Genomic DNA, 21,628 nt, shown 5'->3' with positions numbered 1-21,628 from the left:
CCCTTAAAGAGTATGCCGACTACGCCCCCGCCAAATAGCAGAAACACGAACCCGTAGAGGAACATCTTCACCGGCATACCCCTCCTTCAACCCCACGCAGCATGCGGAGAATGCGTCAACAACCGCTGAAGGTTAAGCGTAAGGCACAGAAGCTATGCCTGACGACCACCGGGCCATCGATCGCCCTTGCTACCCGTCCCCAGTGCAGACGGTGGGCTTCCGGTAGTCGGGGGAGATGCCGGGTAGCGGCGGCTCTGCGCTCCGCCATGGTGAGCCTAGCAATCGGTCGAGCGGGGCAGACGGCGCCTGCCTCATGAGTCAGCGCGAACTACATCACTCCCATTCTACGCTTCGACGGCAACCACACACGGCCGCAGCAGAAGGCTCGCTCAGCGCTGTTGCCGGATTTGCGGGAGCTTTCCGCATAGGCATTCACAATGATCGCTGAGACCCCGCACAAGCGCTACGCGCCGGCACATGATGAGGCCGCGAGACTCTTGGCTGAACACTTGGTGCTCAGCATGTGCAGACACGTTGAGACGATTGAGCGGGAGGGGAAGCCCGGACATCGGTCGGCGGGACTTGTAGGCAGCAAAGTTGTACACTGCTGCACCAGGAAATTGCAGGGAAAGCTTACGAGATGGTCGAGGTGGGTGGTTCAGACGACGCGCTCGTTGATGCTGGCGTTGGTGCAGAAATCAGGGAGCGCCGCAAAGCTCTCGGAATAAGCCAAACAACGCTTGCCGAAAAAATCGGAGTAACGTTCCAACAGATTCAAAAATACGAAAAAGGGACAAATTGCGTAAGCGCGAGTAAACTGTACCAGATATCTGAGTTTCTCAAGGTAGATCTCGCAGATCTGTTTCATAATCCGATAAGCGGAGCGTCCAAGAGCGCCACCGACAGCCCGCACAGTAAAATTGTTACTTTTGTAGGACGGAAGAGGGATAACGACTAAACGAAACGTGTGCAGATATTTCGGACATGCGCATAAAGCGAAAAATAATCGAGCTAATTCAAACCTTGGCGGCGTAACCGGAGCTGACCGAATACGGGACCGGTGGTCCGAACCTAGTTTACGGACGCATCGTGGTGCTCTAGATCGGTAGCTAGCTTCGTTAACGGGAGCATGACACGCATGCGCAGGCCTAAATCCGTTCAACCTCTCGATGCCGAGATCGGCGCCAAGATTAAACTGCGACGGCTATCGCTGGATCTGAGCCAGTCAGATTTGGCTTCCCTGCTTGGGATCTCCGTCCTTCAGGTCAAGAGATATGAAACCGGAAAGAGCCGGCTTAGCGCTGGCCGTTTGCATGCGGTCGCCGTGAACCTCGGCTTTACTGTCAAAGATCTTTTAGCGGTCGAAGATGCCACGACGGGGCCAGGTCTTAAGGCTGAGCCACCTTTGGCAGATCCCGTCATTCAGTTCCTATCGACGCCAGACGGCCTGCGCTTGAACGAAGCCTTCGCCCAGGTCAAAGATCGAAGAATACGACAAAACCTCGTGGACCTTGTGCATGCGGTTGCAGAGCAGTGCAACACAACTGGCTCGACCCAGACGACCAGCTCCTAGTCCAAATAATGTGATCTCCCGCAGAAAATAAGCCTGACATGGCAAGTTAGGCACGAACCGGCGACACCTCGTGCAAAATGTCGCCGGCCCCGTGCACCTGCTTCAGCGCTGCACTGGATTGGCTTAGGCGCTGGTAGCTGATCCTACAGCCCTCGACCTTGCCTGCCCCTTGTGTCTAGACCACGCGAGGCCTGTTCAAGCGGCTTTATCCTGGGACGTTGGATGCGCCGCAGCGATCGCGTCCGAAACGTCGCACAGGACTTTCTGAAGATGCTTAATCTCCGCAGAGACCTCGCCGTGCCGCCGGTGAAGCGCCTCTACTAATTGATCTTCCGACTTGGCTCCGAGCAGCTGCTTCACCTCGACGAGCGAAAAGCCGAGATGGGCAAGGTCCGTGATCTTTTTCAGGTGGGCCACGTCAGCATCGCTGTATACGCGGCGCCCGTTCGAGATGCGCTTGGGCGATATTAAATGAAGCTCTTCATAGAAGCGCAGCGTGCGCTGCGTGACGCCGAGCATCGCGGCGACCTGACTGATGGTGTGCGGGTGAGTATCGTTAATCGCGGCCAACTAGAGGCTCCTGATATGTGGGCCTATGCGGCGACGGATTCGTTCGGGGACGCGGTTTCCTTCCTAGGGAAGGCTTATTGATGGCGAGGATTGGCAGAGTGCAGGTCCGCCTCCGCGTTGCTCGCGCCGCGATCGAACAGCAAGCGCACGCCTACCTCTGTCAACAGCCCTATAGAGAGACGTTCTACAATTTTACCATTCAAGTAAAGGATGGTATTATTGTATCTCATACGCCCATCTGGGGTCTCAGTATAAGAAATAAATGGCCTTTTACTGGATTGGTTGTTGAAAATCGCGGCTGGAAGTGCCATCTATTGGTCAACGCCAACACGGAGGCCACGCCAATGCACACCGCGATCATCATCCAAGCCGAGCACGCAGCAGTAGCGGCGAACGATAACTTCGCTTTCGCAATTGGCCAGCGCGTCGAAGGCGCTTCAGGCGGGATGGCATCGGTCGTTATGGCGCGGTTCACGTCGGACGCGGGGCGTCATCTGTACGAGGTACTGAATGTCAGCGACCGCCGGCTTCGGACTTTCCTCGCGCCGGCTCTAAGGGCCGCCTGATCAAAGACACCCCTCGTCACCCTGCTTAACCAGCTTGCGTGCCGTTGTGGCTAGGCCCTCGCTCACCAGGCGAGTTGCGCCCGAAGCGCCGTCCGTCACCACCGGGCGGCGTTTTGCTATGTGCTATCCCCAGCCTGAAACTTGACTTTGTGCTAGTTTACTAGTACCTTGTATCACATGGCCCCACTTCCACGAATGCCCGGCTGGGAACGAATGATGCTTTACAGGACAGCTCGCACTATCGCGCAGCTCACGGTGCGAGAACTCGCCACCGAGGCTGACGTCTCGACCGCGACGATTACAAAACTCGAAAGCGGTGACGAGTTGAAGCCGGTGACGCTCCGGAAAATTCGCGCTGTTCTTGAGGCGCATGGCGCCGAGTTTATTCCGCATCGAAAGTTCGATGAATGGGTGCAGCCACGGGCTGATGGGGAGGAAGGTTGATGGCGCGCGCTTCTGCGAACGACAACCACCCTGTTGCCAACCAAATCCGCTTTGCTGTCGAGCCGCGACTTGTGCCGTTGGATAAGGCGGCACGTCGCCTTCATCTCACGACAATCTCCTTCAGGGACAAGGCAACGGCCCTCTATCAGGCCGGCTTCCCCCTACCCTGCTCCGTGACCGGTCACTACGATTTGCGAGCGATCGACGGATGGCTTGACCGCCGTTCTGGGCTGGCGACGGCAAACGACGCTGCTGCTGGATCCCTGGACGACTTCGAAGCCCGGCTCAACTCACTTGAGTAGCATCCGGCTCAAACACTACGCTGTCCGGAAAGGCCGGGGCTACTGGCTGGTTACGCCGAAGATGCGCGCGCTCGGTTTCGACAACGTGCGCTGTGGTGCGGACGGCCCCGCTGCTTGGGCCGTCGCGCAGGAATGGGAAGCACGCTGGCAGCTGGCTCGTAGCGGCAAAACTCCGTCGTCCCGTAAGATCTATCCGAAGAACTCGGTCGGCGACGGCTTTGAACGCTTCCGCCACCTTAACGAGTGGCAGCGAAAGCCCGTTCGGACACGCGAGGACTGGGACCGGGGCTATAAATATATCGAGCCAGTCTTCGGTGATGTCTCTCCGCGGCTCATCACATTTGAGCACCTAGACCGCTGGTACACTCGGCTGACGAAGCTTCACGGTGTCGGTGAAGCTGGTCGTGCAATGAAGACTTGGCGGGCGCTCTACAACGTCTTGGCCGCGATGAAGCTATGCGAATCCAAGGCCGACCCGTCTCTTGCTATTCGCAAGAGCTCTGTCGCTGGCCGCACCGAAGTATGGCGAGAGGGTGAAGTCATCCGCATGGTGAAGGCCGCATGGAGGGACGGCTACCGAGGCCTAGCGTGCATCATCGCTATCTCGTGGGACACGTCCTTCGCTCCGGTCGACGCTCGCACCCTGACGCCTGCCAATGCCGTAAGCGTCGGAACGGAGTGGGGCTTCTCCATCAACCGCGGCAAGACGGGAGAAGCTGCCTTTGGTATCCTGTCTCCGCGTACACGACGCATGGTTCAGGCGTACCTCGATGGCCTTCCCTATACCCTGCACGACGATGCCCCCATCTTCCGCACGAAGGGGTATGCGCCGGGAGCTAAAGGCGGGAAGCCACAAATCAGCGTCCCCTACCAGAAGAACTCGCTGTCGGAAGATTTCCGAATCGTCAGAGCATCTGTCTTTGGCGAGTCGGAAAAGCGTCGATTAATGGACATGCGTCGAACTGGTGCTGTGGAGGCGAACGCTGGTGGTGCCTCAGTCGAATCGTTGGCCGCCAAGATGGGCAACTCGATTGACGACAATCGAACTTTACAGCGCACCTACATGCCCGTGAACTTGGCTGCAGTTCGCTCTGCCGATGAGGCTCGGAAAATCGGGAGGAAGAAGCTTGCCCTAGAGCAAAATGGCCCCGTAAAGTTGAAACTTACAGGGGAAAGAAGTTGAAACTTCTCTCTATCTGGAGATTCAGCTTCCTCCTAAGTGCCTGTGCACAAAAGGAAAAAACTGGCGCGAGTGACGGGGCTCGAACCCGCGACCTCCGGCGTGACAGGCCGGCACTCTAACCGACTGAGCTACACCCGCGCTCCACCGCTCGTCGCGGCTGATGGCGGTGATTTACGAGAGCCCCCCTTCCCTGTCAAGCGCGTTCGAACGGAAACATGCGATCATCGCAATTCTTCCGAATAAACAGAAAAACAGCACCATGTGCGTGTGGAAAACGTCCGCACCGGCTTGCGCGCCCGGCGGGAATTGCCTATGCGGGCAGCACCTCGCAGAGGGCGATTAGCTCAGTTGGTAGAGCGCCTCGTTTACACCGAGGATGTCGGCAGTTCGAGCCTGTCATCGCCCACCATATCCCCGCAGGGGATAGCGGGTTTCCCCTCTCCCCCGCCTTCGATGATTCTGATCCTGGTCTTCCACTACCGGTCCCAAAGCTCTTCACGACGTCCGATCGATGAGAGCTGACCGGCTAGGCCCAACAGAGAACCCAAGTCGTTTGGCGCTGTCCGCGGCCTGACGGCAAAAACCTCTGAAGTGGCCGCGGGCCACGGGGTGATTCACGACATCAATGCCGCGCGGACCTGCATCACCTCGCGCGAACAGCCGTCGCATAAATGTCGAGGACGCGCTCGATCGAGGCGAAGACCAGCGCCTTTGCCGTCACCGGCTCTTCGGGGGTTTCGAAACGCCCGGCGATGCGGCCGAGATGCTGGCTGATCAAGGGCAGCGGAAGGGTGACGCCCTCCAGCCGACCGAGCAGCGCCGCCAGCGCCGCTTGCGCCTCCGGACGCGGCCAGTAATAGCGAATGCGGTCGCTGAAGCTGAAATGGCGTTTCACCCCCTGGAGCTCGGCGCTGCCGCCATAGTACTTCGCCCAATATGCCGGCTCCGCCAGCATCAACTGCTCCATCGCGGAGCCCAGCCCTTCGCCGGAACGGGACAGGCCGAGATCGCAGGCGATGGCGTCGAGGCCGTACAGCGCCTCGCGCAGGGCGAAAGTCAGCCATGGTCCGACCTTTAGGATCCGAAACCCGTCGTCGACCAGCGCCGTCAGTTCCGCTTCGCTCTGGTAGTCGGTCGAATGCGCCTCGAAGGTGAGGCCTGGGAGTTGCGTCAGCGCTGCGCTGAGGTCGGTGGCGCGCTCGCGGCGGTAATGCAGGACGTCGGCATCGCCGAACTCGACACCCGGTTGCACCACCAGACCGACGACGCGGTGGAAGGCGTCGGAAAGACCGGCAGCGGCAAAGGCCTCGGCATGGATGCGGTGCGTCTCGAGGGCTGCTTCGGGCGCGGTGGGCAGAACATGGTCGAGGGCTTCCAGTGCGCCGCCGGGCGTCGGCACCTCGGTGCCGATGATGTAGAGCGGCGGCGTGACGCCCGACCGGGCGGTCGCCGCCTCCGCCGCGGCCGCCAGACGCGCGGCCCGGTCGGCGGCCAGGCTGTCGCCCACGGCCTCCGGCTCGCCGGCGCAGCCCATGCTCGCATCCAGATGAATTTTGCCGAAGCCCGCCTCGACATAGGCAGCGACCATGGCCTCGGCATGCCGCATCGCGAGCTCTGCCGGCTTGTCGCGCCAAGGATTGGGGCCGAGATGGTCGCCGCCGAGGATCAGCCTTTCCAGCGGAAAGCCGACCGACGCAGCGATGCCTTCGACGAAAGCGCGGAAATCTGCCGGCGTCATGCCGGTATAGCCGCCGAACTGGTTCACCTGGTTGCAGGTGGCCTCGATGAGGACAGGCCCTACGCCTTCGATCGCATGGCGCAGCGTCGCCTCGATCACCCATTCATGCGCCGAGCAAACGGAGACGATACCGCAGCCCGTCTCGCCCGCGCCGCGTCCGGCCAACGCCTTCAGTTCCTGCAGCATTCCCATTCTCCCCCTCCAGACGCGGTCCATCAGAGAAGCTAGCCCGGCGAATCAAAACGATCAAGCTTCGTCATTTTTCTGATTGACGATGATCTTTTGCGCGGTCATCAATGATGCCTGGCAGTTTTTGACGGTGCCAGTGGCCATGACAGCCCCAGCGGTGGCGAAACCGCGGAAGGAGACCCGCCAGATGAAGGACGACCGCCTGACGGCCATCCGCCAGCACCTCTATTCGCACGGCTTCAGCTCGGTGCAGGACATCGCCGATGCCGTCGGCGCCTCGCTCGCCACGATCCGCCGCGACCTTCTGGCGCTGGAAACCGAGGGAATCGTCGCCCGCACCCATGGCGGCGCCCGCATTTCCAGCGGCAGCGGCGTCGAAGTTGCCTTCGCCCTGCGCGAGCAGGAAAACCTCGCCGCCAAGCGCGCCATCGCCGACGCTGCCTTCGAGATGATCAAGCCGCACAGCTCGGTCTTCCTCGATGCCGGCACGACCGTGCTGCAGCTGGCCCGGCGCCTGCGGCTCGACCCGATGCCGCTCGCGGTGTTCACCAACGGACTCGTCGTCGCGCAGACGCTGATGGAGATCCCCGGCCTGTCGGTCACGGTGATCGGCGGACGGCTGCGCGCCGAGAACGCCTCGATGGTCGGCGCGGCGGCCGAGGCGATGATCGACCGGCTCTGGTTCGACCAGCTCTTCCTCGGCGCCGGCGCCATTGCCGGTGACGGCCGGCTCTACAGCTTGGACGAGAGCGAGGCACGGTTGAACGAGCGAATGATGGCGCGTTCCGCCAAGACCGTTCTGCTTGTCGATGCGACGAAGTTCGGCCAGCGCCTGACCTATCTCGTCACCGCGCTCGGCCCCGCGCTCCACCTCGTGGCCGACGAAGCGCTTTCGCCGGACTGGCGGGGACGGCTGCGCGAACTGCAATGCGCCGTCACGGTCGCATCGGTTCCGCTCGTCGCGGTCGCTGACGGGGAGCCGAGCTGATGGGCCTGATCCTCGGCGTCGACGGCGGCGGCAGCAAGACCTTGCTGGCGCTCGCCACCCGCGACGCCGAGATCGTCTGGATCGAGACCGGCGCCGGGACAGACCCCGTCGCCGACCCCGACTGGGGCATCCGCCTGCGCGACATGATGGTCGCCGCCCGCGCTCCCGCGCTGGAGATCGATGCGGCTGTCTTCGGCCTGTCGTCCTATGGCGAGATCGACGCCCAGAGCGATCATCAGAAGAGCGTCGTCGCAGCGCTCGCAGGCGACGGCGCGCTGGTCGAGAACGACGTGCGCATCGCCTTCGATGGCGCTCTCGCCGGCGCCGGTGGCGTGCTGCTGCTCGCCGGCACCGGCTCGATGGCCTGGGCCAGCGCCGGCGGCCCCGAGGCCCGGCAGGTTCGCGTCGGCGGTTGGGGCGAGGCTTTCGGCGACGAGGGCAGCGGCTTCTGGATCGGACGCGAGGCGCTGAGCCTTGCCACCCGCGCCTTCGACGGCCGCAGCGATGCCTTGCCTTTCGCCGCTGCCCTCGTCGACAACCTCGACATCGGCCCGGAGGAGATCCTCTCCTGGGCCGCCGGCCTTGAGAGCCGCCGCGCCGGTTTTGCAGCGCTTGCCCGCATCGTCGCAGCGCTCTGCGAGACCGGCGACCCGGATGCCCAGCGCCTGATCCTGGCCGCCGCCGTGCACCTCGCCGCCCATGCCGGCGCTGCCTGGCGCATGGTCGGCGAAGCATCGCCCCTCGTCTGGAGCTACGCCGGCGGCGTCTTCGCCAGCCCGACCTTTCTCGCCACCATTTCCGAAAGCCTCGGCACCGCCCCGGTTGCGCCGCGTCTACCCCCCATCGGCGGCGCCTTGCTGAGGGCCGCGCAGCGCGCCGGCTGGCCCGTCGACGGGGCCTGGATCGACCGGCTCGCCACAGCGCTCGACGACCATCCGCTTCTCCTCCGCAACCGCAGCCAAAGGGAAATGCCATGAACCGACGCTCGCTTCTCGCCGCCATGACCGCCATGCCGCTCGTCTTCTCGCTTCCCGCTTTTGGTCAGGATGCCAAACCCCTGACCGGCAAGGCGATTTCCGCTTTGCTCCCCCCGTGGGAGACGCTGCCGAAGGACATGACCGACCGCTTCACTGCCGAGACGGGCGTCGCGCTCGAGACCCAGACGCTCGGCTGGGACGACATCCGCACCAAGATCGTCACCTCGATGGTCGCCGGCACCGCCCCGGCGAACGTCACCGAGGTCGACTGGTCCTGGGTCGGCCAGTTCGGCTCGGCCGGCTGGTACTCGCTGCTCGCCGACAAGGTCGACCCGGCGCTCCTCGCCGACCTGCCGACAGCCAAGATCTTCGAGTTCGAGGGCAAGCTGCTCGCCGTCCCCTACAACAACGACTTCCGCATCCTGATCCTCAACCGCGACCACCTCACCCGCGCCAAGATCACCGAGGCGCCGAAGACGCCGGACGAGTTGCTGACCGCTGCCAAGGCGATCAAGGCCGCCGGCATCGCAGATTACCCGATCGGCCTGCCGCTCTCGGCGACCGAAGGGAGTGCTACCGCCTGGTACCTCCTGACCAAGGCTTTTGGTGGCGAGCTGTTCGACGCGTCCTTCGCGCCGCAGTTCACCGCGCCGGACTCGGCCGGCTACAAGGCGATGGAGTTCGAGATCGAGGCGCTGAAGGCAGGGCTGATCGACCCCGCAGCCACCGGCTTGAAGGACGTCGAGATCCAGGAACTCTTCAAGAGTGGCCGCATCTCCTTCGACGTCGCTGGCTGGGCGGGCAATGTCGCTGTCTATTCCGACAAGGCGAAGTCGCAGGTTTCCGAGCATGTCGAGGCCGCGCTGATGCCATCGGTCACCGGCAAGTCGCGTACTTTCGGCCTGCCGGGTGCCGTCGGCATTCCGGTCTCTGCTGCCGATCCGGAAGCGGGCCTGGCCTTCATCGCCTGGCTGCTGAAGCCGGAGAACCAGACCCAGAGCTACCTGCAGCTTGGCAACCTGCCGACGCGGACCAGCGTCCTCGAAAAGCTGAACGCCGACGGCAAGCTCGCCAGCGGCGACGTCCTCCTGCAGCAGGCCGCGACCGTCGAGCCGCTGTTCGCACAGGGCACGCCCGGCTGGTACCCGGAATTCTCCAGCGCGGTCGCCACCTTCCTGAACCAGGCGGCCAAGGGCCAGATCACCGTGGCCGAGGCCGTCACGCAGATCGCCGACGCGGCCAAGACGGCGCAGGAATAGTCATGTCCGGCGAGGCCGTCACATCCCCTCCGTCAATTCGACGGCCTCGCCGCCTGAACGGCGAGGCCTGGCTCGGCCTCGCCTTCGTCGTCCCCATCATCGCGATCATGGGCGGGCTGGTCTTCCTGCCCGTGATCTCGACGGTGATCGACAGCCTTTACCGCATCGATCCGATGAAGGCGGGGACGCCCTTCATCGGCCTCGGCAACTACACCGCGCTCGCCGGCGACGCCAATGTCCGCCAGGCTTGGTTCAACACGCTGGTCTATGTCGTCATCGCCGTCGCCTTGCAGGCGGTCGGGGGCCTCGGGGCCGCGCTTCTGCTCAACCGGATCCGGACCGGACGGCGCTGGCTGCTCGCCGCCCTCGTTCTGCCCTGGTGCCTGCCGCCGGTGGTCAACGCCCTCGTCTGGCTGTGGATCTACAATCCGAGCTACGGCCTCCTGAACTCCGTGCTGCAGACGCTCGGGATCATCGAGACCAACAAGGTCTGGTTCAACGACCGCACCACCGCGCTCTTCCTCATCGCCCTCGTCCACGTCTGGCGGATGCTGCCGCTGACGGCGATCATTCTCCTCGCCGCGCTGCAAAGCATCCCGAAGGAGCTCTACGAGGCCGCCAAGCTCGATGGCGCCGGCCCCGTCAAGGCGTTCCGCATGGTGACGCTGCCGCTGATCTCCGGCGGCATCGCGATCGCGCTCAGCCAGTCCACCGTGTTCGCCTTTAACCTCTTCGACGAGGCCTGGATCCTCGCCGGCTCGAGCCTCGATACGAGGACGGTGATCATCCAGGTCTACATGTCGGCCTTCCAGAACCTCAAATTCTCGCTCGGCATGGCGCTGTCGGTGCTGGCGATGATCGCCTCGCTGCTGGTGTCGCTGATCTATGTGCTGCGGGTCTACCGCGAGACGCGGTACGAATGATGACCCAGCGCAGCCTCTCCCAACTCGCCGGCAAGATCGGCATCGCCGCCGCCGTCCTCGTGCTGCTGTTCTGGTCGCTCGGCCCGATCTACTGGGCCCTGGTGACCAGCCTGTCGACGCCGTCCGACCTCGTCTCGCGGACCCCGCATTTCTGGCCGCCGAACGTCACCTTCGAGCACTATGCCAAGCTGTTCGGGGCGACGAGCACCTCGCAAGGCAACGAGACGCAGTCGATCTGGCCGCAGGTATCGGCGGCCTTCCTCAACAGCCTCATCACCTCGCTCGCCTCGACCGTGGTGACGATCGTGCTGGCCGCCTTCGCCGGCTACGCCTTCGTGCGCCTGCGTTTTCCCGGCCGCGACGTGCTGTTCGTCCTCGTCGTCGCGACGCTGGCGATCCCCGCCTATACCGTGATGATCCCGCTCTACCGGCTGATGATCGCGCTCGGGCTGATCGACACCTATCTCGGCGTCACGCTGATCTACGTCTCGGCCTTCCTGCCGCTGGCGCTGTGGTTGATGCGCAGCGTCTACCAGTCACTGCCGCTGTCGCTCGAGGAAGCCGCATGGCTCGACGGCGCGGGCCGCACCTATACGCTGATCCGGATCGTGCTGCCGCTCGCGGCGCCCGGCCTGATCGCCGCCTCGATCCTCACCTTCCTCAGCGCCTGGGGCCAGTTCATGGTGCCGCTGGTGTTCTCGCCGACGCTGGCGACCAAGCCGCTGACCGTGCTGATCCCCGAATTCGTCACCCGCAACTACGTCGACTACGGGCTGATGAACGCTGCCGGCATCCTGGCGATCATTCCGCCCGTGCTCGTCGTCCTCTTCCTCAACCGATACCTCGTCAGCGGCCTGATGGCCGGTGCCGGCAAATAGCTTCCCCTCAAGGACCGATCCCATGAACGTCACCGAACGCGTCATCCGCGAGCAGTTCCCTTTTTGGAACGGCGCTCTCGACATCGCCTTGCCGGCGCCCGGCGAAGGGCTGAACGTCATCGTCGGCTGCGGCACGTCCTATTATCTCGCAATGAGCATCGCTGCCGCCTTCAACAGCCGCGGCCACATGGCGATCGCCGTGCCAGGCGCAGAATGGGCACGCCGCCGCCAGAACTATGCCGCCTGGCAAAACCTCACCGTCATCGCTCTGTCGCGCAGCGGCGAGTCCAGCGAGACGGTGCAGGCCGTCGAGGTCAGCCGGATGGCGGGCATCAGGACCATCGCCATCACCTGCGAGAAGGACAGCTCGATCGCCCGCGCGGCCGAGGTCGTGGTCTTTGCGCCGACGCACCCGAACGAGGGCATCGTCATGACCTCCTCGGCCTCGATCATGCTCCTTCTCGGCCTGCGGATGGCCGGCATCGTGATCGACGCCGGCATCGCGGCGACCGCCGAGGCGCTGATGCTGAAGGCCGACGCCGACATCGCGCGCATCATCCAGGGCCGCTCGCACTTCGTCTACCTCGGCGCCGGCCTCCTCTACGGCCTCGCCACCGAGGGCGCGCTGAAGCTGCAGGAGATGAGCCTCAGCTACTCGCAGTCGTTTCACCCGATGGAATACCGGCATGGCCCGATCAGCCTCGTCGACGACAAGACCTTCGTCGTCGCGATCTACAATGGCGACACCGCCGAGGAGGAGGCCGGGGTGATCCGGGACGTGCAGTCGAAGGGCGCCTTCGTCCTCGGCTTCGGCGGCCCTGGCGACCTGTCGCTGGACGTTCCGGCGGCCAACGAGGACCGGGCACTGGCGGCCCTTGCGGTGATGCAGATTCTCGGGGAGCGCGTCGCCGAGATGCGCGGCGTCGATACCGAGGCCCCGCGCCATCTCTCGAAGGTCGTCGTCCTCGCCTGAGGGCGAGCCTTCGTCCGCCGCGACACCGCGGCGGACGCCTGCAACAAGCGGAAGAGCATCATGGCGACGGTTGAAATTCGCGACGTGCGCAAGGCCTACGGCCTCCAGAAGGTGATCCACGGCGTCAGCCTGTCGATCGCCGACGGCGAGTTCGTCTCGCTGATCGGTGCCTCCGGCTGCGGCAAGTCCACCCTTCTGCGGATGATCGCCGGCCTCGAGGAAATTGACGAGGGCACCGTCTCGCTCGGCAGCCGCGTCATCAACGACGTCGCGCCGAAGGACCGCGACATCGCGATGGTGTTCCAGAATTACGCGCTCTACCCGCACCTCACCGTCGCCGACAACATGGGCTTCTCGCTTCGCCTGCGGAACATCTCCAAGGCCGAGACCCGCAAGGCGGTGGAGGATGCCGCGGACCTTCTTGGCCTCGGCCCCTATCTCGACCGTCTGCCACGCGCCCTCTCCGGCGGCCAGCGCCAGCGCGTTGCCATGGGCCGGGCGATCGTTCGCCAGCCGCAGGTCTTCCTGTTCGACGAGCCGCTGTCGAACCTCGACGCGAAACTGCGCGTGCAGATGCGGGTCGAGATCAAGTCGCTGCAGAAGCGGCTCGGCACCACGTCGATCTACGTGACGCACGACCAGATGGAGGCGATGACGATGTCGGACCGCATTGTCATCATGAACGGCGGCCGGATCGAGCAGACCGGCGCGCCGCTCGACGTCTACGACCGCCCCGCCAACCTCTTCGTCGCGACCTTCATCGGCTCGCCGGCGATGAACCTCTTGCCGGGCGTTCTCGGGCGCGACGCGGACCAGACCTTCGTCCAGATCGGCGAGACGCGGCTGGCGCTAAAGGGCAGCGTAGACGCGGCCACCGGCACGGCAGTCATGCTGGGCATCCGGCCGGAACACGCCGACCTCGTCTCGGCCGAGACCGCCGCGACCGGCCTGCCCTTCACCGTGGATCTCGTCGAGCCGACGGGCGCCGAATCCCACCTCTACGGCCGCCTTGCCGGCCAGGCGGCGGTGATCGCCGTGCACGGCCGCGCCCGCCACGCGCCCGGCGACACCGCCTTCGTCACGCCGATGCCGGGGGAAGCGCATGTCTTCAACGCCAATACGGGGCTTCGCCTCTGACGCAAAGTCGTGGGATGGCCGACCAAGCTCAGCCTGCAGAGCCGAGGAGCCCTCGAGCCGACCGGTCCGGTCGTTAGAGAGACGTCCACTCGCCCCGTGACCGCAGCGCCGCCTCGACCATCCTCAACCCGCGAACGCCCTCGACAATTCCCGGCGAGGCCAGCGCTTCGGGCCTGGCCGTCCGCCCTTCCTGCGCCGCAAAAATCTTCTCCGCCATGTCCTCGTAGAGCTGGCTCAGCGCCTCGAGGAACCCTTCCGGATGGCCCGCCGGCAGCCGCCCGGGGAACCGCGTGCCGCGCCCTGCCCGCTCGACCACTTCCGTCCTGCCGTCGAGTTCGGAGAGGATAAGACTGTTCGGCTCCGAGGCCCGCCACTGCAGCGCGCCGCGGTCACCATAGACCTGCAGCTTCAAGCCGCCGCTCTGGCCGATCGCAACCTGGCTCGCCCAGAGCGCGCCGGTCGCGCCGCCCTCGAAGCGCAGCAGGAGGTCGGCCTGGTCGTCGACCCGCCGTCCCGGCACCACGCTGCGCACCTCGCCGCACAAGGCCTCGCAGCGAAGGCCCGAGACATATTCGGCGAGGTGGAAGGCATGCGTCCCGATGTCGGCGAGGCACCCGGCACCGCTGCGCGCCGGATCGGTGCGCCATTCCGCTTGCTTGTTGCCGGCGCTCTCGACCGGTCCGGCCAGCCATTCCTGCGGGAATTCGACCCGAACGATTCGAATCGCGCCGAGACGGCCCTCCGCCACCATCGCACGGGCGTCGCGGACGAGGTTGTAGCCGGCATTCGTATAGGTGACGCCGAACTGCCGCCCGGTCGCCTCCACCAGTTCCTGAAGATCCAAGGCATCGGCCAGCGTCGTCGTCACCGGCTTGTCGCAGATCACGTGCAGCCCCGCTTCCAGGCAGGCACGGGCGGCGGCGTGGTGCAAATGGTTGGGCGTGACGATCGTCACCACCTCGGCACCATCCGGCCGCGCCGCCTCTGCGGCCGCCAGCGCGTGGACATCGCCATAGCTGCGGGCCGGATCGACATGCAGGTCTCCAGCGCTCGCCGCACCGCGGGCGGGATCGGACGAGAAGGCGCCGGCGACGAGTTCGAAGCGGTCGGTCAGCCGGGCGGCGGCCCGGTGCGCGGCGCCGAAGAAGGCGCCTTGCCCGCCGCCGATCATTGCGAGCCTCAGACGTCGGGACATGGTCTTCCTTCCGGTCTCCCGCGCCGCCACGGTGACGACGCGGGAGTTCTTATGATGGTGAAGGCTGATCGGCTTCGGCCGGGCTAGCTGCCGGACTTGCCGCAGGTGGTCTGGGCGTTCTCGGGCGTGCAGACTTCGGTGCCGGTGATGATCATCGGCGGCAAGGTCTCGCCCTTGGTCAGCTTGTCCAGCGCCATGATGGTCTGGAAACCCATGTCGTAGGGACGCTGGCCGACATTGTAGTGGCTGAGGCCCTTGGCCAGCAGCGGCAGCTGCGGGCCGAAATTATCGCCGAACACGACGACGAGTTCCTTCGAATCGAGCCGCGCTTTTAGCGGCTCCATCGCCTGGGTATAGGCCTGCGGGGCGTATTGCGCCCAGCCGCCGACGGCGACGAAGGCGTCGAGCTCGGGATTGTTGGTCATGACGTCGCGGACCTGCTGGGCGGCGAGCGTGATGTCGTCATTGTTGTAGACCGGGCAGCCCGCGGGCTCGGTCCAGCCGTTCTCGCCGGCAAGCGTGCCGACCGGCTTGTCCTTCGAAGCGCCCGCGAGCGTGTCGCGGATGCCCTGGATTCGGGCTTTCAGATTTTCCGAAGCCGGCGCGCCGGACTGGATGCAGACGGTGCCACCTTTTTTCTTCGACTCCAGCACCTTCTCGCCCAGCACCTTGCCGAACTCGTAATTGTCGGTGCCGATATAGGTGGAGCGCAGGCTTGCATCTTCCGGCAGCACGTCGGTGTCGAAGGTTACCACCGGAATGTTCGCGGCCTTGGCGAGCTTCAGGATGCGGGCCATCGCCTTCGGATTGCCGGCGGAGATGCCGAGGCCGGCGACGCCGCGGGTGATGATGTCCTGCGCCAGCTGCACCTGCTTCGCCTCGTCGTATTCGGTCGGGCCGACATAGGTGCAGGTGACGTCGCCGAGTTCCTTGGCCGCGGCCTTGCAGCCGGCGTCGATCGGCGGGCTGAAGGCATTGTTCAGCACCTTGAACACCAGCGCGAACTCGCGGTCGGCAGCCTCGGCAGGCATGCCGAGGCTTAAGGTGACGCAGGCGACCGACAGCGCCGTCGCCAGGCTTTTCAGTTTGGACATCGTTTCTCTCCCAGGTTTCGTTTGTTTCTCCGTCCCCGTCAGCGCGAGGATCGGATGCGTTCGAGCAGGACGGCGGCAAGGATAAAGCTGCCGACGAAAGTGCCCTGCCAGAAAGGATTGACGCCCGCGATCAGGAGGGCGTTGCGGATGACCTCGACGAGGATCGCGCCGATGCCGGCGCCGATCGCCGTGCCGAAGCCGCCGACGAGGCTGGCGCCGCCGATGACCGTCGCGGCGATGACCTGCAGCTCGTAGCCGGTGCCGATCGCGTTGGTGACGGCCCCCAGCCAGCCGACGAGGAAGATCGCGGTGCCGGCGGCCATCAGGCCGGAAAAGGCGTAGGCCGAAATCTTGATCAGCTCGACCGGAATGCCGGAGAGGCGCGCGGCGTTCTCATTGCCGCCGACGGCGAAGATGTAGCGGCCCCAACGCGTCATGGTCAGCAGGAAATGCAGCACGATGACACCGAGAATCAGCGCATAAACGACGTTCGGCAGCCCGAAGGTCGCCCCGCCGCCGAGCGCCAGCAGTGCGTCGGTGGCGGTGCCGAACTCGTAGAAAACCTCGTTGTTGCTGACGACCAGCGCAAGGCTCCGGCCGATCGACAGCGTCGCCAGCGTCACCACGAAGGGCGGCAGCCGGAGGTAGGCGATGACGGCGCCGTTGACCATGCCGCAGGCGATGCCGAGCAGCAACACCGCCGGGATCGCCGCGCCGAGCGGCCAGCCGGCGTTGCACAGGATGCCGAGCGTCACGCCGCAGAGGCCGAGGATCGAGCCGACCGAGATGTCGATGCCGCCGGAGATGATGACCGGCGTCATGCCGAGCGCCATCAGGCCGATGAAGCAGGCGTTCTGGAAGACGTTGAGAAGGTTGCCGGAGGTGGCGAAGCGTGGCGCGATCAGCGAGACGACGAGCCCGAGCGCCAGGATGGCCAGCGCGATCCAGGCTTCCTGCGTGCCGACGAGGCGCTTCGCCAGCGAACGCTTCGGGGCGCCGAGGTCGACCTGCATGTGGTTGGGAGAGGACATTGCATGCTCCGAATGGGGGCGGTCAGGCCGTGGCGATGGCGCCGGTGATGAGGCCGGTGACCTCTTCGGGGCTCGATTGCACGATCGCCTTGTCGGCGACCTTCTGGCCACGGCGCATCACCACGACGCGGTCGCAGACGTCGAAGACATCCGGCATGCGGTGGCTGATCAGGATCACCGACAGGCCCTGGTCCTTCATCCGCCGGATCAGCGCCAGCACCTCCGCAACCTGCCGCACCGAAATCGCCGCGGTAGGCTCGTCCATCAGCACGATCTTCGACTGGGCCAGCCGGGTGCGGGCAATCGCGACGGCCTGACGCTGCCCGCCCGACATGCGGTTGACGAGGTCTGCCGGCCGCGTCTCTGACTTCAGCTCGGCGAAGAGCTCGGCCGAGCGGGCGTTCATGCGGGGCCGGTCGAGCACCCGGAACGGGCCGACCTGCTTCATCAGCTCGCGGCCGAGGAAGACGTTGGCGGCGGCAGTGAGGTTGTCGCAGAGCGCAAGGTCTTGATAGACCACCTCGATCCCGTGCCGGCGAGCATCGGCGGGGCCGGAAAGCGAAAGCTGCTTGCCCTCCATGGTGAAGGTGCCGGAGGTCGGCTGGAAATTGCCGGCGATGGTTTTCACCAGTGTCGACTTGCCGGCGCCGTTGTCGCCCATCAGGCCCAGCACCTCACCTTGGTGAATGTCCAGCGAGACGTCGTTCAGCGCTCGGATGGCGCCGAAATCCATGACGATGTTCTTGAGACTGGCCAGCACCGCCAAGTTATCTCCTCCCGCTTTATTTGTCTTTTCTTTCTACAAACCAGACAAAACAGCGGGCGTCAATTTCTGCAGCGCATCCGCAGATGCTTGCGCTGCAGCATGGCTGAATGGTTGACGGCGAACGACCTGCACATTAGTTGCTTTTCTAAACAAATATCCACTCACCTGCTCGTGTTGCGGTGCGTTTAGGGTCGAACGAGGAATTCGGACGATGATGAAAGACGACAGGCGGCTGCGCATCGGCGTTCTCGGCTGCGGACCGATCGCCCAGGCCGCGCACTTCGAGTCCTGCACCAAGGCCCGCAATGCCGAGCTCTACGCGATCTGCGATGTCGCCGACGATCTGCGCGAGCGCATGGCCGCGACCTTCGCGCCGACCCGCGCCTTCTCCGACTACCGCGCGATGCTCGGGGATCCCGACGTCGACGCGGTCATCATCGCGACCGCCGACAGCTTCCACGTCGAGGCCTCGCGCATGGCGCTGGAGGCGGGCAAGCACGTCCTGTGCGAGAAGCCGATCGGCGTCGCGGTCGAGGAGGTCGAGGGCCTCAGGGCGGCGGTGGAATCCTCGGGCAAAGTGCTGCAGGTCGGCCATATGAAGCGCTTCGACCCCGGCATCGAAACGGCCAAGGCTTTCGTCGACACCGAGATGGGCGAGAAGCTCGGCTACAAGGGCTGGTACTGCGACAATACCCACCGCTACGCGATGACCGACGCGGTGCAGCCGCTGATCGTCACCTCGGCCAATGCCCGCAAGCCTGCGGTCAATCCGAAAGCCGACCTCAAGCGCTACTACATGCTGGCGCACGGCTGCCACATGCTCGATACCGCCCGCCATCTCGGCGGCGCGATTGAGGCGGTCGAGGCCCACCTCACCCAGCGTTTCGGCGCCCATTGCTGGTTCGTCACGGCCCATTTCGCCGACGGCACGATCGGCCAGCTCGATCTCACCGTCGCCGTCCGCATGGACTGGCACGAGGGTTTCCAGATCTACGGCGAGAACGGCAGCGTGCTCGGCAAGATCTATAATCCCTGGTTCTACAAAAGCAGCGACGTCGACATTTTTCGCGAGGCCGACGGCGGCTGGCATCGGACGCTCGGCGCCGACGGGCATTTCTACCGCCGCCAGGTGGAAGCCTTTGCCCGCGTCATCCTCGACGGCGCACCGATGGTCGGCGCCGACATCGACGAGGGTCTCGCCTCGGTGCGGGCCATGGTCGCCGTCGCCCGCTCGGCCGAGGCCGGCGGCAAGCTCGTCCGCCTCGCCGACGTCACGGGAGCCGTCTGATGCGGCTCGGAATTTTTGCGAAGACCTTTGCCGCTGTCGGCGCCGAACCGTCGCTGCGGGCGGTTGCCGCCGCCGGCTATGCGGGCGCGCAGTTCAATCTCGCCTGCCTCGGCCTGCCCTCGATGCCGGACGCGATCGACGCCGAGACCGCTGTGTCGATCGGCGCAGCATCCCGCGCCACGGGCGTCGTCATCGAGGCGGTGTCCGGCACCTACAACATGATCCACCCGGACCCCGCCGTACGTCGGCAAGGGCTCGCTCGGCTGGAGGTGCTCTGCGCCGCCGCCCCGGCGATGGGCACAAGGCTGGTGACGCTCTGCACCGGCACCCGTGACGCAGAAGACCAATGGCGCTTCCACCCCGACAACGCGGCGCTTGAGGCCTGGCGCGATCTCAGCATCGAAATGGCGAAAGCGCTCGAGATCGCCGAGACACACGGCGTCGATCTCGGCATCGAGCCGGAGCTTGCCAATGTCGTCGCCTCTGCCGCCGATGCGCGGCGGCTGATCGCGGCGATGGGAAGCCGCCGGCTGCGCGTCGTGCTCGACCCTGCCAACCTCTTCGAGGTCGCCGAGCCGACTGAGCGCCGGCGCCTCGTCGACGAGGCCATCGACCTTCTCGCCGGCGACATCGCCATGGCCCACGCTAAGGACCGCGACCCGCAAGGTGACTTCACCGCCGCCGGCAGCGGCGTCATCGACTTCCCGCATTTCGTCGCCCGGCTGCGCAGCGCGGGCTTTGCGGGTCCGCTTGTCACGCACGGCCTGTCGGAAGCCGAGGCGAAGGGCGTCGCGGTCTTCTTGCGCGGCGTCTTGGCCGAGAGCGGCAGCCGATGAGTTTTGCGAGCTTCCCACGAGACGGCATCGCCTTGCGCTACCGCGACGTCGGCAGCGGCCCGGCGGTGCTCTTCCAGCACGGGCTCGGCGGCGACGAGGCGCAAGTGGCCGGCATCTTTCCCGCCGCACCCGCCGTGCGTCGCATCACCCTCGAATGCCGCGGCCAGGGCGGCTCGCCTTTCGGCCCGGCGGGGCGCTTCTCGATCGCCACCTTTGCCGACGACCTCGCAGCCCTCGCCGACAATCTCAACCTCGGGCCGGCGGTGATCGGCGGCATCTCGATGGGCGCTGCGATCGCGCTCCGCCTCGCCGTGCGACAGCCGGACCAGCTGCGCGGGCTGATCCTCGCCCGCCCCGCCTGGGTCGCCGACCCCGGCCCGGCGAACATGGCGCCCTACGCCCTCGCGGGCGAGCTGCTGCAGGACTATGCGCCCGAGGAAGCGCGCCGGCGTTTCGGCGCCAGCGACACCGCAGCCGAACTTGCGCGCCTCGCTCCGGACAACCTCGCGAGCCTCACCGGCTTCTTCGACCGGCCGGAGCCGAGGACTTTTGGCGCTTTGCTGTCGGCCATCGCCGCCGACGGGCCCGGCGTGACGGAAGCGGAGATCGCCGCGATCGACCTGCCGGTGCTGGTGATCGGCCATGGCCAGGACCTCGCCCACCCCGAAGCCATGGCCGAAAAGCTGGCGGCATTGATTCCCGCCGCCGAACTCGTCCGCATCACCCCGAAATCCGTCGACCGAGACCGCTACGCCCGCGACTTTCGGACCGCACTCGCCGCCTTCCTGGAGCGGCTGCAGTGAGGGTCCTCTCGGTGGTCGAGATCGGCGGCACATCGGTGAAGATAGGCTTTGCCGAGAACGGCCGACCGAGCGATGTCACGCGGACCTATCCGACCCTGCGGATTCGCACCCCGGATCCCGCTGCCGCCCTTGCCGCCCTGATCCGCGAAGCCGGCGCGGATGCCGGCTTCGCCCCGACCCGCGTGGTGGCGACCGTGCCCGGCTTCCTCGACCACGACTTCGATACCGTGCTGCACGCCAAGAATGTTCCCGAGCTCGACGGCCACGGGATCGCGACGGAGCTCTCCGCCGCCCTCGGCCTTCCCGTGCGGCTGGAGCGCGATGTCGTGCTGCAACTCCTCGGCGAAGCCAAGGCTGGCGCCGTCGTCGGCGAGACGGAGGTTCTCGCCGTCTACATCGGCACCGGCATCGGCGCGGCCTATCTCGGACGGGATGGCATTTTTCGCGGCGGCGGCTGGGCGCTGGAGATCGGCCACATCCCGGTGCGCCCTGCCATGCCGGAAAACCGACCGGACAGCCTCGAGCACCACGCTTCCGGCGCGGCCCTCGCAGCGCTCGCCGGACGCTCGGGCATCGCTGTCGCAAAGGCCTTTCTCGGCGGCGGCGATCCGGCCTTTCGCGCAGCGCTCGACCAGCTCGTGCGCGACCAGGCGCTGGGCATCGTCACCGCCCTCGCGCTGTTCTCGCCGCGCCGGCTGTTGATCGGCGGCGGCGTCACCGAGATGGATGGGTTCCCGCGGGCAGCCCTTGCGGATCAAATCCGCGCCTGCCTGCCGGGAGAGACCGGTGTCCAGCCGCCCGAGATCGTCTATACCCGATTGGGCTGGCAGGCGGCGATCTGGGGCGCCCTTGCCCTCGATGCGGACGGCACGGCGGAACCGCCGGCGGCCTGACCGGCCGGCAGAGCAGCGCGGA

22 protein-coding genes and 2 tRNA genes are annotated in these 21,628 nt (G+C 65.4%); 17 read left to right on the top strand and 7 right to left on the bottom strand.

Annotated features, from left to right (window positions below):
• Window positions 1-640: 640 nt before the first annotated feature.
• Window positions 641-958, top strand: a complete 318-nt coding sequence (locus ACZLZY_RS02935) for a helix-turn-helix domain-containing protein (RefSeq protein ID WP_472931926.1) — start codon at window positions 641-643, stop codon at window positions 956-958.
• A 180-nt stretch (window positions 959-1,138) separates the two neighbouring features.
• Complete coding sequence (locus tag ACZLZY_RS02930; protein ID WP_472931925.1) at window positions 1,139-1,573, top strand: helix-turn-helix domain-containing protein; 435 nt, start codon at window positions 1,139-1,141, stop codon at window positions 1,571-1,573.
• A gap of 195 nt (window positions 1,574-1,768) precedes the next feature.
• Here ACZLZY_RS02930 and ACZLZY_RS02925 read toward each other — a convergent pair whose 3' ends face one another.
• Window positions 1,769-2,143 (bottom strand): MerR family transcriptional regulator, encoded by a 375-nt coding sequence (locus ACZLZY_RS02925; protein WP_472931924.1) that lies wholly within the window; start codon window positions 2,141-2,143, stop codon window positions 1,769-1,771.
• A 98-nt stretch (window positions 2,144-2,241) separates the two neighbouring features.
• On the opposite strand from ACZLZY_RS02925, the gene ACZLZY_RS02920 reads away from it, so the two are divergent.
• From ACZLZY_RS02920 to ACZLZY_RS02910, 3 genes are all read left to right on the top strand, one after another.
• Window positions 2,242-2,709: a hypothetical protein gene (locus ACZLZY_RS02920; protein WP_472931923.1), complete on the top strand. Its 468-nt coding sequence runs from the start codon at window positions 2,242-2,244 to the stop codon at window positions 2,707-2,709.
• A gap of 216 nt (window positions 2,710-2,925) precedes the next feature.
• Window positions 2,926-3,153, top strand: coding sequence for a helix-turn-helix domain-containing protein (locus tag ACZLZY_RS02915; protein WP_472931922.1), 228 nt, complete (start codon window positions 2,926-2,928; stop codon window positions 3,151-3,153).
• A gap of 213 nt (window positions 3,154-3,366) precedes the next feature.
• On the top strand, window positions 3,367-4,638 hold the full coding sequence (locus tag ACZLZY_RS02910) for a site-specific integrase (protein ID WP_472931921.1): 1,272 nt from the start codon (window positions 3,367-3,369) through the stop codon (window positions 4,636-4,638).
• 61 nt (window positions 4,639-4,699) lie between these two features.
• Here the strand turns inward: ACZLZY_RS02910 and ACZLZY_RS02905 are convergent.
• A tRNA-Asp gene (locus ACZLZY_RS02905) sits at window positions 4,700-4,776 on the bottom strand.
• Between the two features lie 195 nt (window positions 4,777-4,971).
• Here ACZLZY_RS02905 and ACZLZY_RS02900 point away from each other — a divergent pair.
• A tRNA-Val gene (locus tag ACZLZY_RS02900) sits at window positions 4,972-5,047 on the top strand.
• A gap of 234 nt (window positions 5,048-5,281) precedes the next feature.
• Here the strand turns inward: ACZLZY_RS02900 and ACZLZY_RS02895 are convergent.
• Window positions 5,282-6,568 carry a D-tagatose-bisphosphate aldolase, class II, non-catalytic subunit gene (locus tag ACZLZY_RS02895; RefSeq protein WP_472931920.1) on the bottom strand — a complete coding sequence of 429 codons (1,287 nt, stop codon included), beginning with the start codon at window positions 6,566-6,568 and terminating at the stop codon, window positions 5,282-5,284.
• A 184-nt stretch (window positions 6,569-6,752) separates the two neighbouring features.
• On the opposite strand from ACZLZY_RS02895, the gene ACZLZY_RS02890 reads away from it, so the two are divergent.
• From ACZLZY_RS02890 to ACZLZY_RS02860, 7 genes are read left to right on the top strand one after another with little or no spacing between them, the layout of a single operon-like run.
• The gene (locus ACZLZY_RS02890) at window positions 6,753-7,553 is read left to right on the top strand and encodes a DeoR/GlpR family DNA-binding transcription regulator (protein WP_472931919.1); all 801 of its coding nucleotides are present in this window, start codon (window positions 6,753-6,755) and stop codon (window positions 7,551-7,553) included.
• Window positions 7,553-8,530, top strand: coding sequence for an N-acetylglucosamine kinase (locus ACZLZY_RS02885; RefSeq protein WP_472931918.1), 978 nt, complete (start codon window positions 7,553-7,555; stop codon window positions 8,528-8,530). Before ACZLZY_RS02890 ends, ACZLZY_RS02885 begins: the two co-directional genes overlap by 1 nt.
• Window positions 8,527-9,789: an extracellular solute-binding protein gene (locus ACZLZY_RS02880; protein WP_472931917.1), complete on the top strand. Its 1,263-nt coding sequence runs from the start codon at window positions 8,527-8,529 to the stop codon at window positions 9,787-9,789. The genes ACZLZY_RS02885 and ACZLZY_RS02880 overlap by 4 nt, the downstream gene beginning before the upstream one ends.
• 2 nt (window positions 9,790-9,791) lie before the next feature.
• Window positions 9,792-10,712, top strand: a complete 921-nt coding sequence (locus tag ACZLZY_RS02875; protein WP_472931916.1) for a carbohydrate ABC transporter permease — start codon at window positions 9,792-9,794, stop codon at window positions 10,710-10,712.
• Between the two features lie 35 nt (window positions 10,713-10,747).
• On the top strand, window positions 10,748-11,590 hold the full coding sequence (locus tag ACZLZY_RS02870; RefSeq protein ID WP_472931952.1) for a carbohydrate ABC transporter permease: 843 nt from the start codon (window positions 10,748-10,750) through the stop codon (window positions 11,588-11,590).
• 22 nt (window positions 11,591-11,612) lie between these two features.
• Window positions 11,613-12,563: an SIS domain-containing protein gene (locus ACZLZY_RS02865; protein ID WP_472931915.1), complete on the top strand. Its 951-nt coding sequence runs from the start codon at window positions 11,613-11,615 to the stop codon at window positions 12,561-12,563.
• Between the two features lie 60 nt (window positions 12,564-12,623).
• Complete coding sequence (locus ACZLZY_RS02860) at window positions 12,624-13,700, top strand: ABC transporter ATP-binding protein (RefSeq protein ID WP_472931914.1); 1,077 nt, start codon at window positions 12,624-12,626, stop codon at window positions 13,698-13,700.
• A gap of 73 nt (window positions 13,701-13,773) precedes the next feature.
• On the opposite strand, the gene ACZLZY_RS02855 is transcribed toward ACZLZY_RS02860, so the two are convergent.
• From ACZLZY_RS02855 to ACZLZY_RS02840, 4 genes are all read right to left on the bottom strand, one after another.
• Complete coding sequence (locus ACZLZY_RS02855; protein ID WP_472931913.1) at window positions 13,774-14,895, bottom strand: Gfo/Idh/MocA family protein; 1,122 nt, start codon at window positions 14,893-14,895, stop codon at window positions 13,774-13,776.
• 83 nt (window positions 14,896-14,978) lie between these two features.
• On the bottom strand, window positions 14,979-15,989 hold the full coding sequence (locus ACZLZY_RS02850) for a sugar-binding protein (RefSeq protein WP_472931912.1): 1,011 nt from the start codon (window positions 15,987-15,989) through the stop codon (window positions 14,979-14,981).
• A 38-nt stretch (window positions 15,990-16,027) separates the two neighbouring features.
• Window positions 16,028-17,002, bottom strand: a complete 975-nt coding sequence (locus tag ACZLZY_RS02845; RefSeq protein ID WP_472931951.1) for an ABC transporter permease — start codon at window positions 17,000-17,002, stop codon at window positions 16,028-16,030.
• A 40-nt stretch (window positions 17,003-17,042) separates the two neighbouring features.
• Complete coding sequence (locus tag ACZLZY_RS02840; protein WP_472931911.1) at window positions 17,043-17,786, bottom strand: ATP-binding cassette domain-containing protein; 744 nt, start codon at window positions 17,784-17,786, stop codon at window positions 17,043-17,045.
• A gap of 211 nt (window positions 17,787-17,997) precedes the next feature.
• Here ACZLZY_RS02840 and ACZLZY_RS02835 point away from each other — a divergent pair, with 211 nt between their 5' ends.
• From ACZLZY_RS02835 to ACZLZY_RS02820, 4 genes are read left to right on the top strand one after another with little or no spacing between them, the layout of a single operon-like run.
• Window positions 17,998-19,074, top strand: a complete 1,077-nt coding sequence (locus ACZLZY_RS02835) for a Gfo/Idh/MocA family protein (protein ID WP_472931910.1) — start codon at window positions 17,998-18,000, stop codon at window positions 19,072-19,074.
• Window positions 19,074-19,910: a sugar phosphate isomerase/epimerase family protein gene (locus ACZLZY_RS02830; RefSeq protein WP_472931909.1), complete on the top strand. Its 837-nt coding sequence runs from the start codon at window positions 19,074-19,076 to the stop codon at window positions 19,908-19,910. Before ACZLZY_RS02835 ends, ACZLZY_RS02830 begins: the two co-directional genes overlap by 1 nt.
• The gene (locus tag ACZLZY_RS02825) at window positions 19,907-20,713 is read left to right on the top strand and encodes an alpha/beta fold hydrolase (RefSeq protein WP_472931908.1); all 807 of its coding nucleotides are present in this window, start codon (window positions 19,907-19,909) and stop codon (window positions 20,711-20,713) included. The genes ACZLZY_RS02830 and ACZLZY_RS02825 overlap by 4 nt, the downstream gene beginning before the upstream one ends.
• On the top strand, window positions 20,710-21,606 hold the full coding sequence (locus ACZLZY_RS02820) for an ROK family protein (protein ID WP_472931907.1): 897 nt from the start codon (window positions 20,710-20,712) through the stop codon (window positions 21,604-21,606). Before ACZLZY_RS02825 ends, ACZLZY_RS02820 begins: the two co-directional genes overlap by 4 nt.
• Window positions 21,607-21,628 lie beyond the last annotated feature (22 nt).

It is taken from the genome of Mesocryomonas lacus (assembly GCF_055730135.2).
Note: the sequence above shows the minus strand (reverse complement) of the source record. Positions and strands in the feature narration are given on the sequence as shown.

Excerpts from the sequence above, each read along its gene's own strand:
- ACZLZY_RS02885 (WP_472931918.1), top strand. The coding sequence starts at position 7,553 with ATGGGCCTGATCCTCGGCGTCGACGGCGGCGGCAGCAAGACCTTGCTG.
- ACZLZY_RS02890 (WP_472931919.1), top strand. The coding sequence starts at position 6,753 with ATGAAGGACGACCGCCTGACGGCCATCCGCCAGCACCTCTATTCGCAC.
- ACZLZY_RS02875 (WP_472931916.1), top strand. The coding sequence starts at position 9,792 with ATGTCCGGCGAGGCCGTCACATCCCCTCCGTCAATTCGACGGCCTCGC.
- ACZLZY_RS02895 (WP_472931920.1), bottom strand. The coding sequence starts at position 6,568 with ATGGGAATGCTGCAGGAACTGAAGGCGTTGGCCGGACGCGGCGCGGGC.
- ACZLZY_RS02860 (WP_472931914.1), top strand. The coding sequence starts at position 12,624 with ATGGCGACGGTTGAAATTCGCGACGTGCGCAAGGCCTACGGCCTCCAG.
- ACZLZY_RS02880 (WP_472931917.1), top strand. The coding sequence starts at position 8,527 with ATGAACCGACGCTCGCTTCTCGCCGCCATGACCGCCATGCCGCTCGTC.
- ACZLZY_RS02930 (WP_472931925.1), top strand. The coding sequence starts at position 1,139 with ATGCGCAGGCCTAAATCCGTTCAACCTCTCGATGCCGAGATCGGCGCC.
- ACZLZY_RS02865 (WP_472931915.1), top strand. The coding sequence starts at position 11,613 with ATGAACGTCACCGAACGCGTCATCCGCGAGCAGTTCCCTTTTTGGAAC.
- ACZLZY_RS02850 (WP_472931912.1), bottom strand. The coding sequence starts at position 15,989 with ATGTCCAAACTGAAAAGCCTGGCGACGGCGCTGTCGGTCGCCTGCGTC.
- ACZLZY_RS02935 (WP_472931926.1), top strand. The coding sequence starts at position 641 with ATGGTCGAGGTGGGTGGTTCAGACGACGCGCTCGTTGATGCTGGCGTT.
- ACZLZY_RS02855 (WP_472931913.1), bottom strand. The coding sequence starts at position 14,895 with ATGTCCCGACGTCTGAGGCTCGCAATGATCGGCGGCGGGCAAGGCGCC.
- ACZLZY_RS02845 (WP_472931951.1), bottom strand. The coding sequence starts at position 17,002 with ATGCAGGTCGACCTCGGCGCCCCGAAGCGTTCGCTGGCGAAGCGCCTC.
- ACZLZY_RS02835 (WP_472931910.1), top strand. The coding sequence starts at position 17,998 with ATGATGAAAGACGACAGGCGGCTGCGCATCGGCGTTCTCGGCTGCGGA.
- ACZLZY_RS02915 (WP_472931922.1), top strand. The coding sequence starts at position 2,926 with ATGCTTTACAGGACAGCTCGCACTATCGCGCAGCTCACGGTGCGAGAA.
- ACZLZY_RS02830 (WP_472931909.1), top strand. The coding sequence starts at position 19,074 with ATGCGGCTCGGAATTTTTGCGAAGACCTTTGCCGCTGTCGGCGCCGAA.
- ACZLZY_RS02825 (WP_472931908.1), top strand. The coding sequence starts at position 19,907 with ATGAGTTTTGCGAGCTTCCCACGAGACGGCATCGCCTTGCGCTACCGC.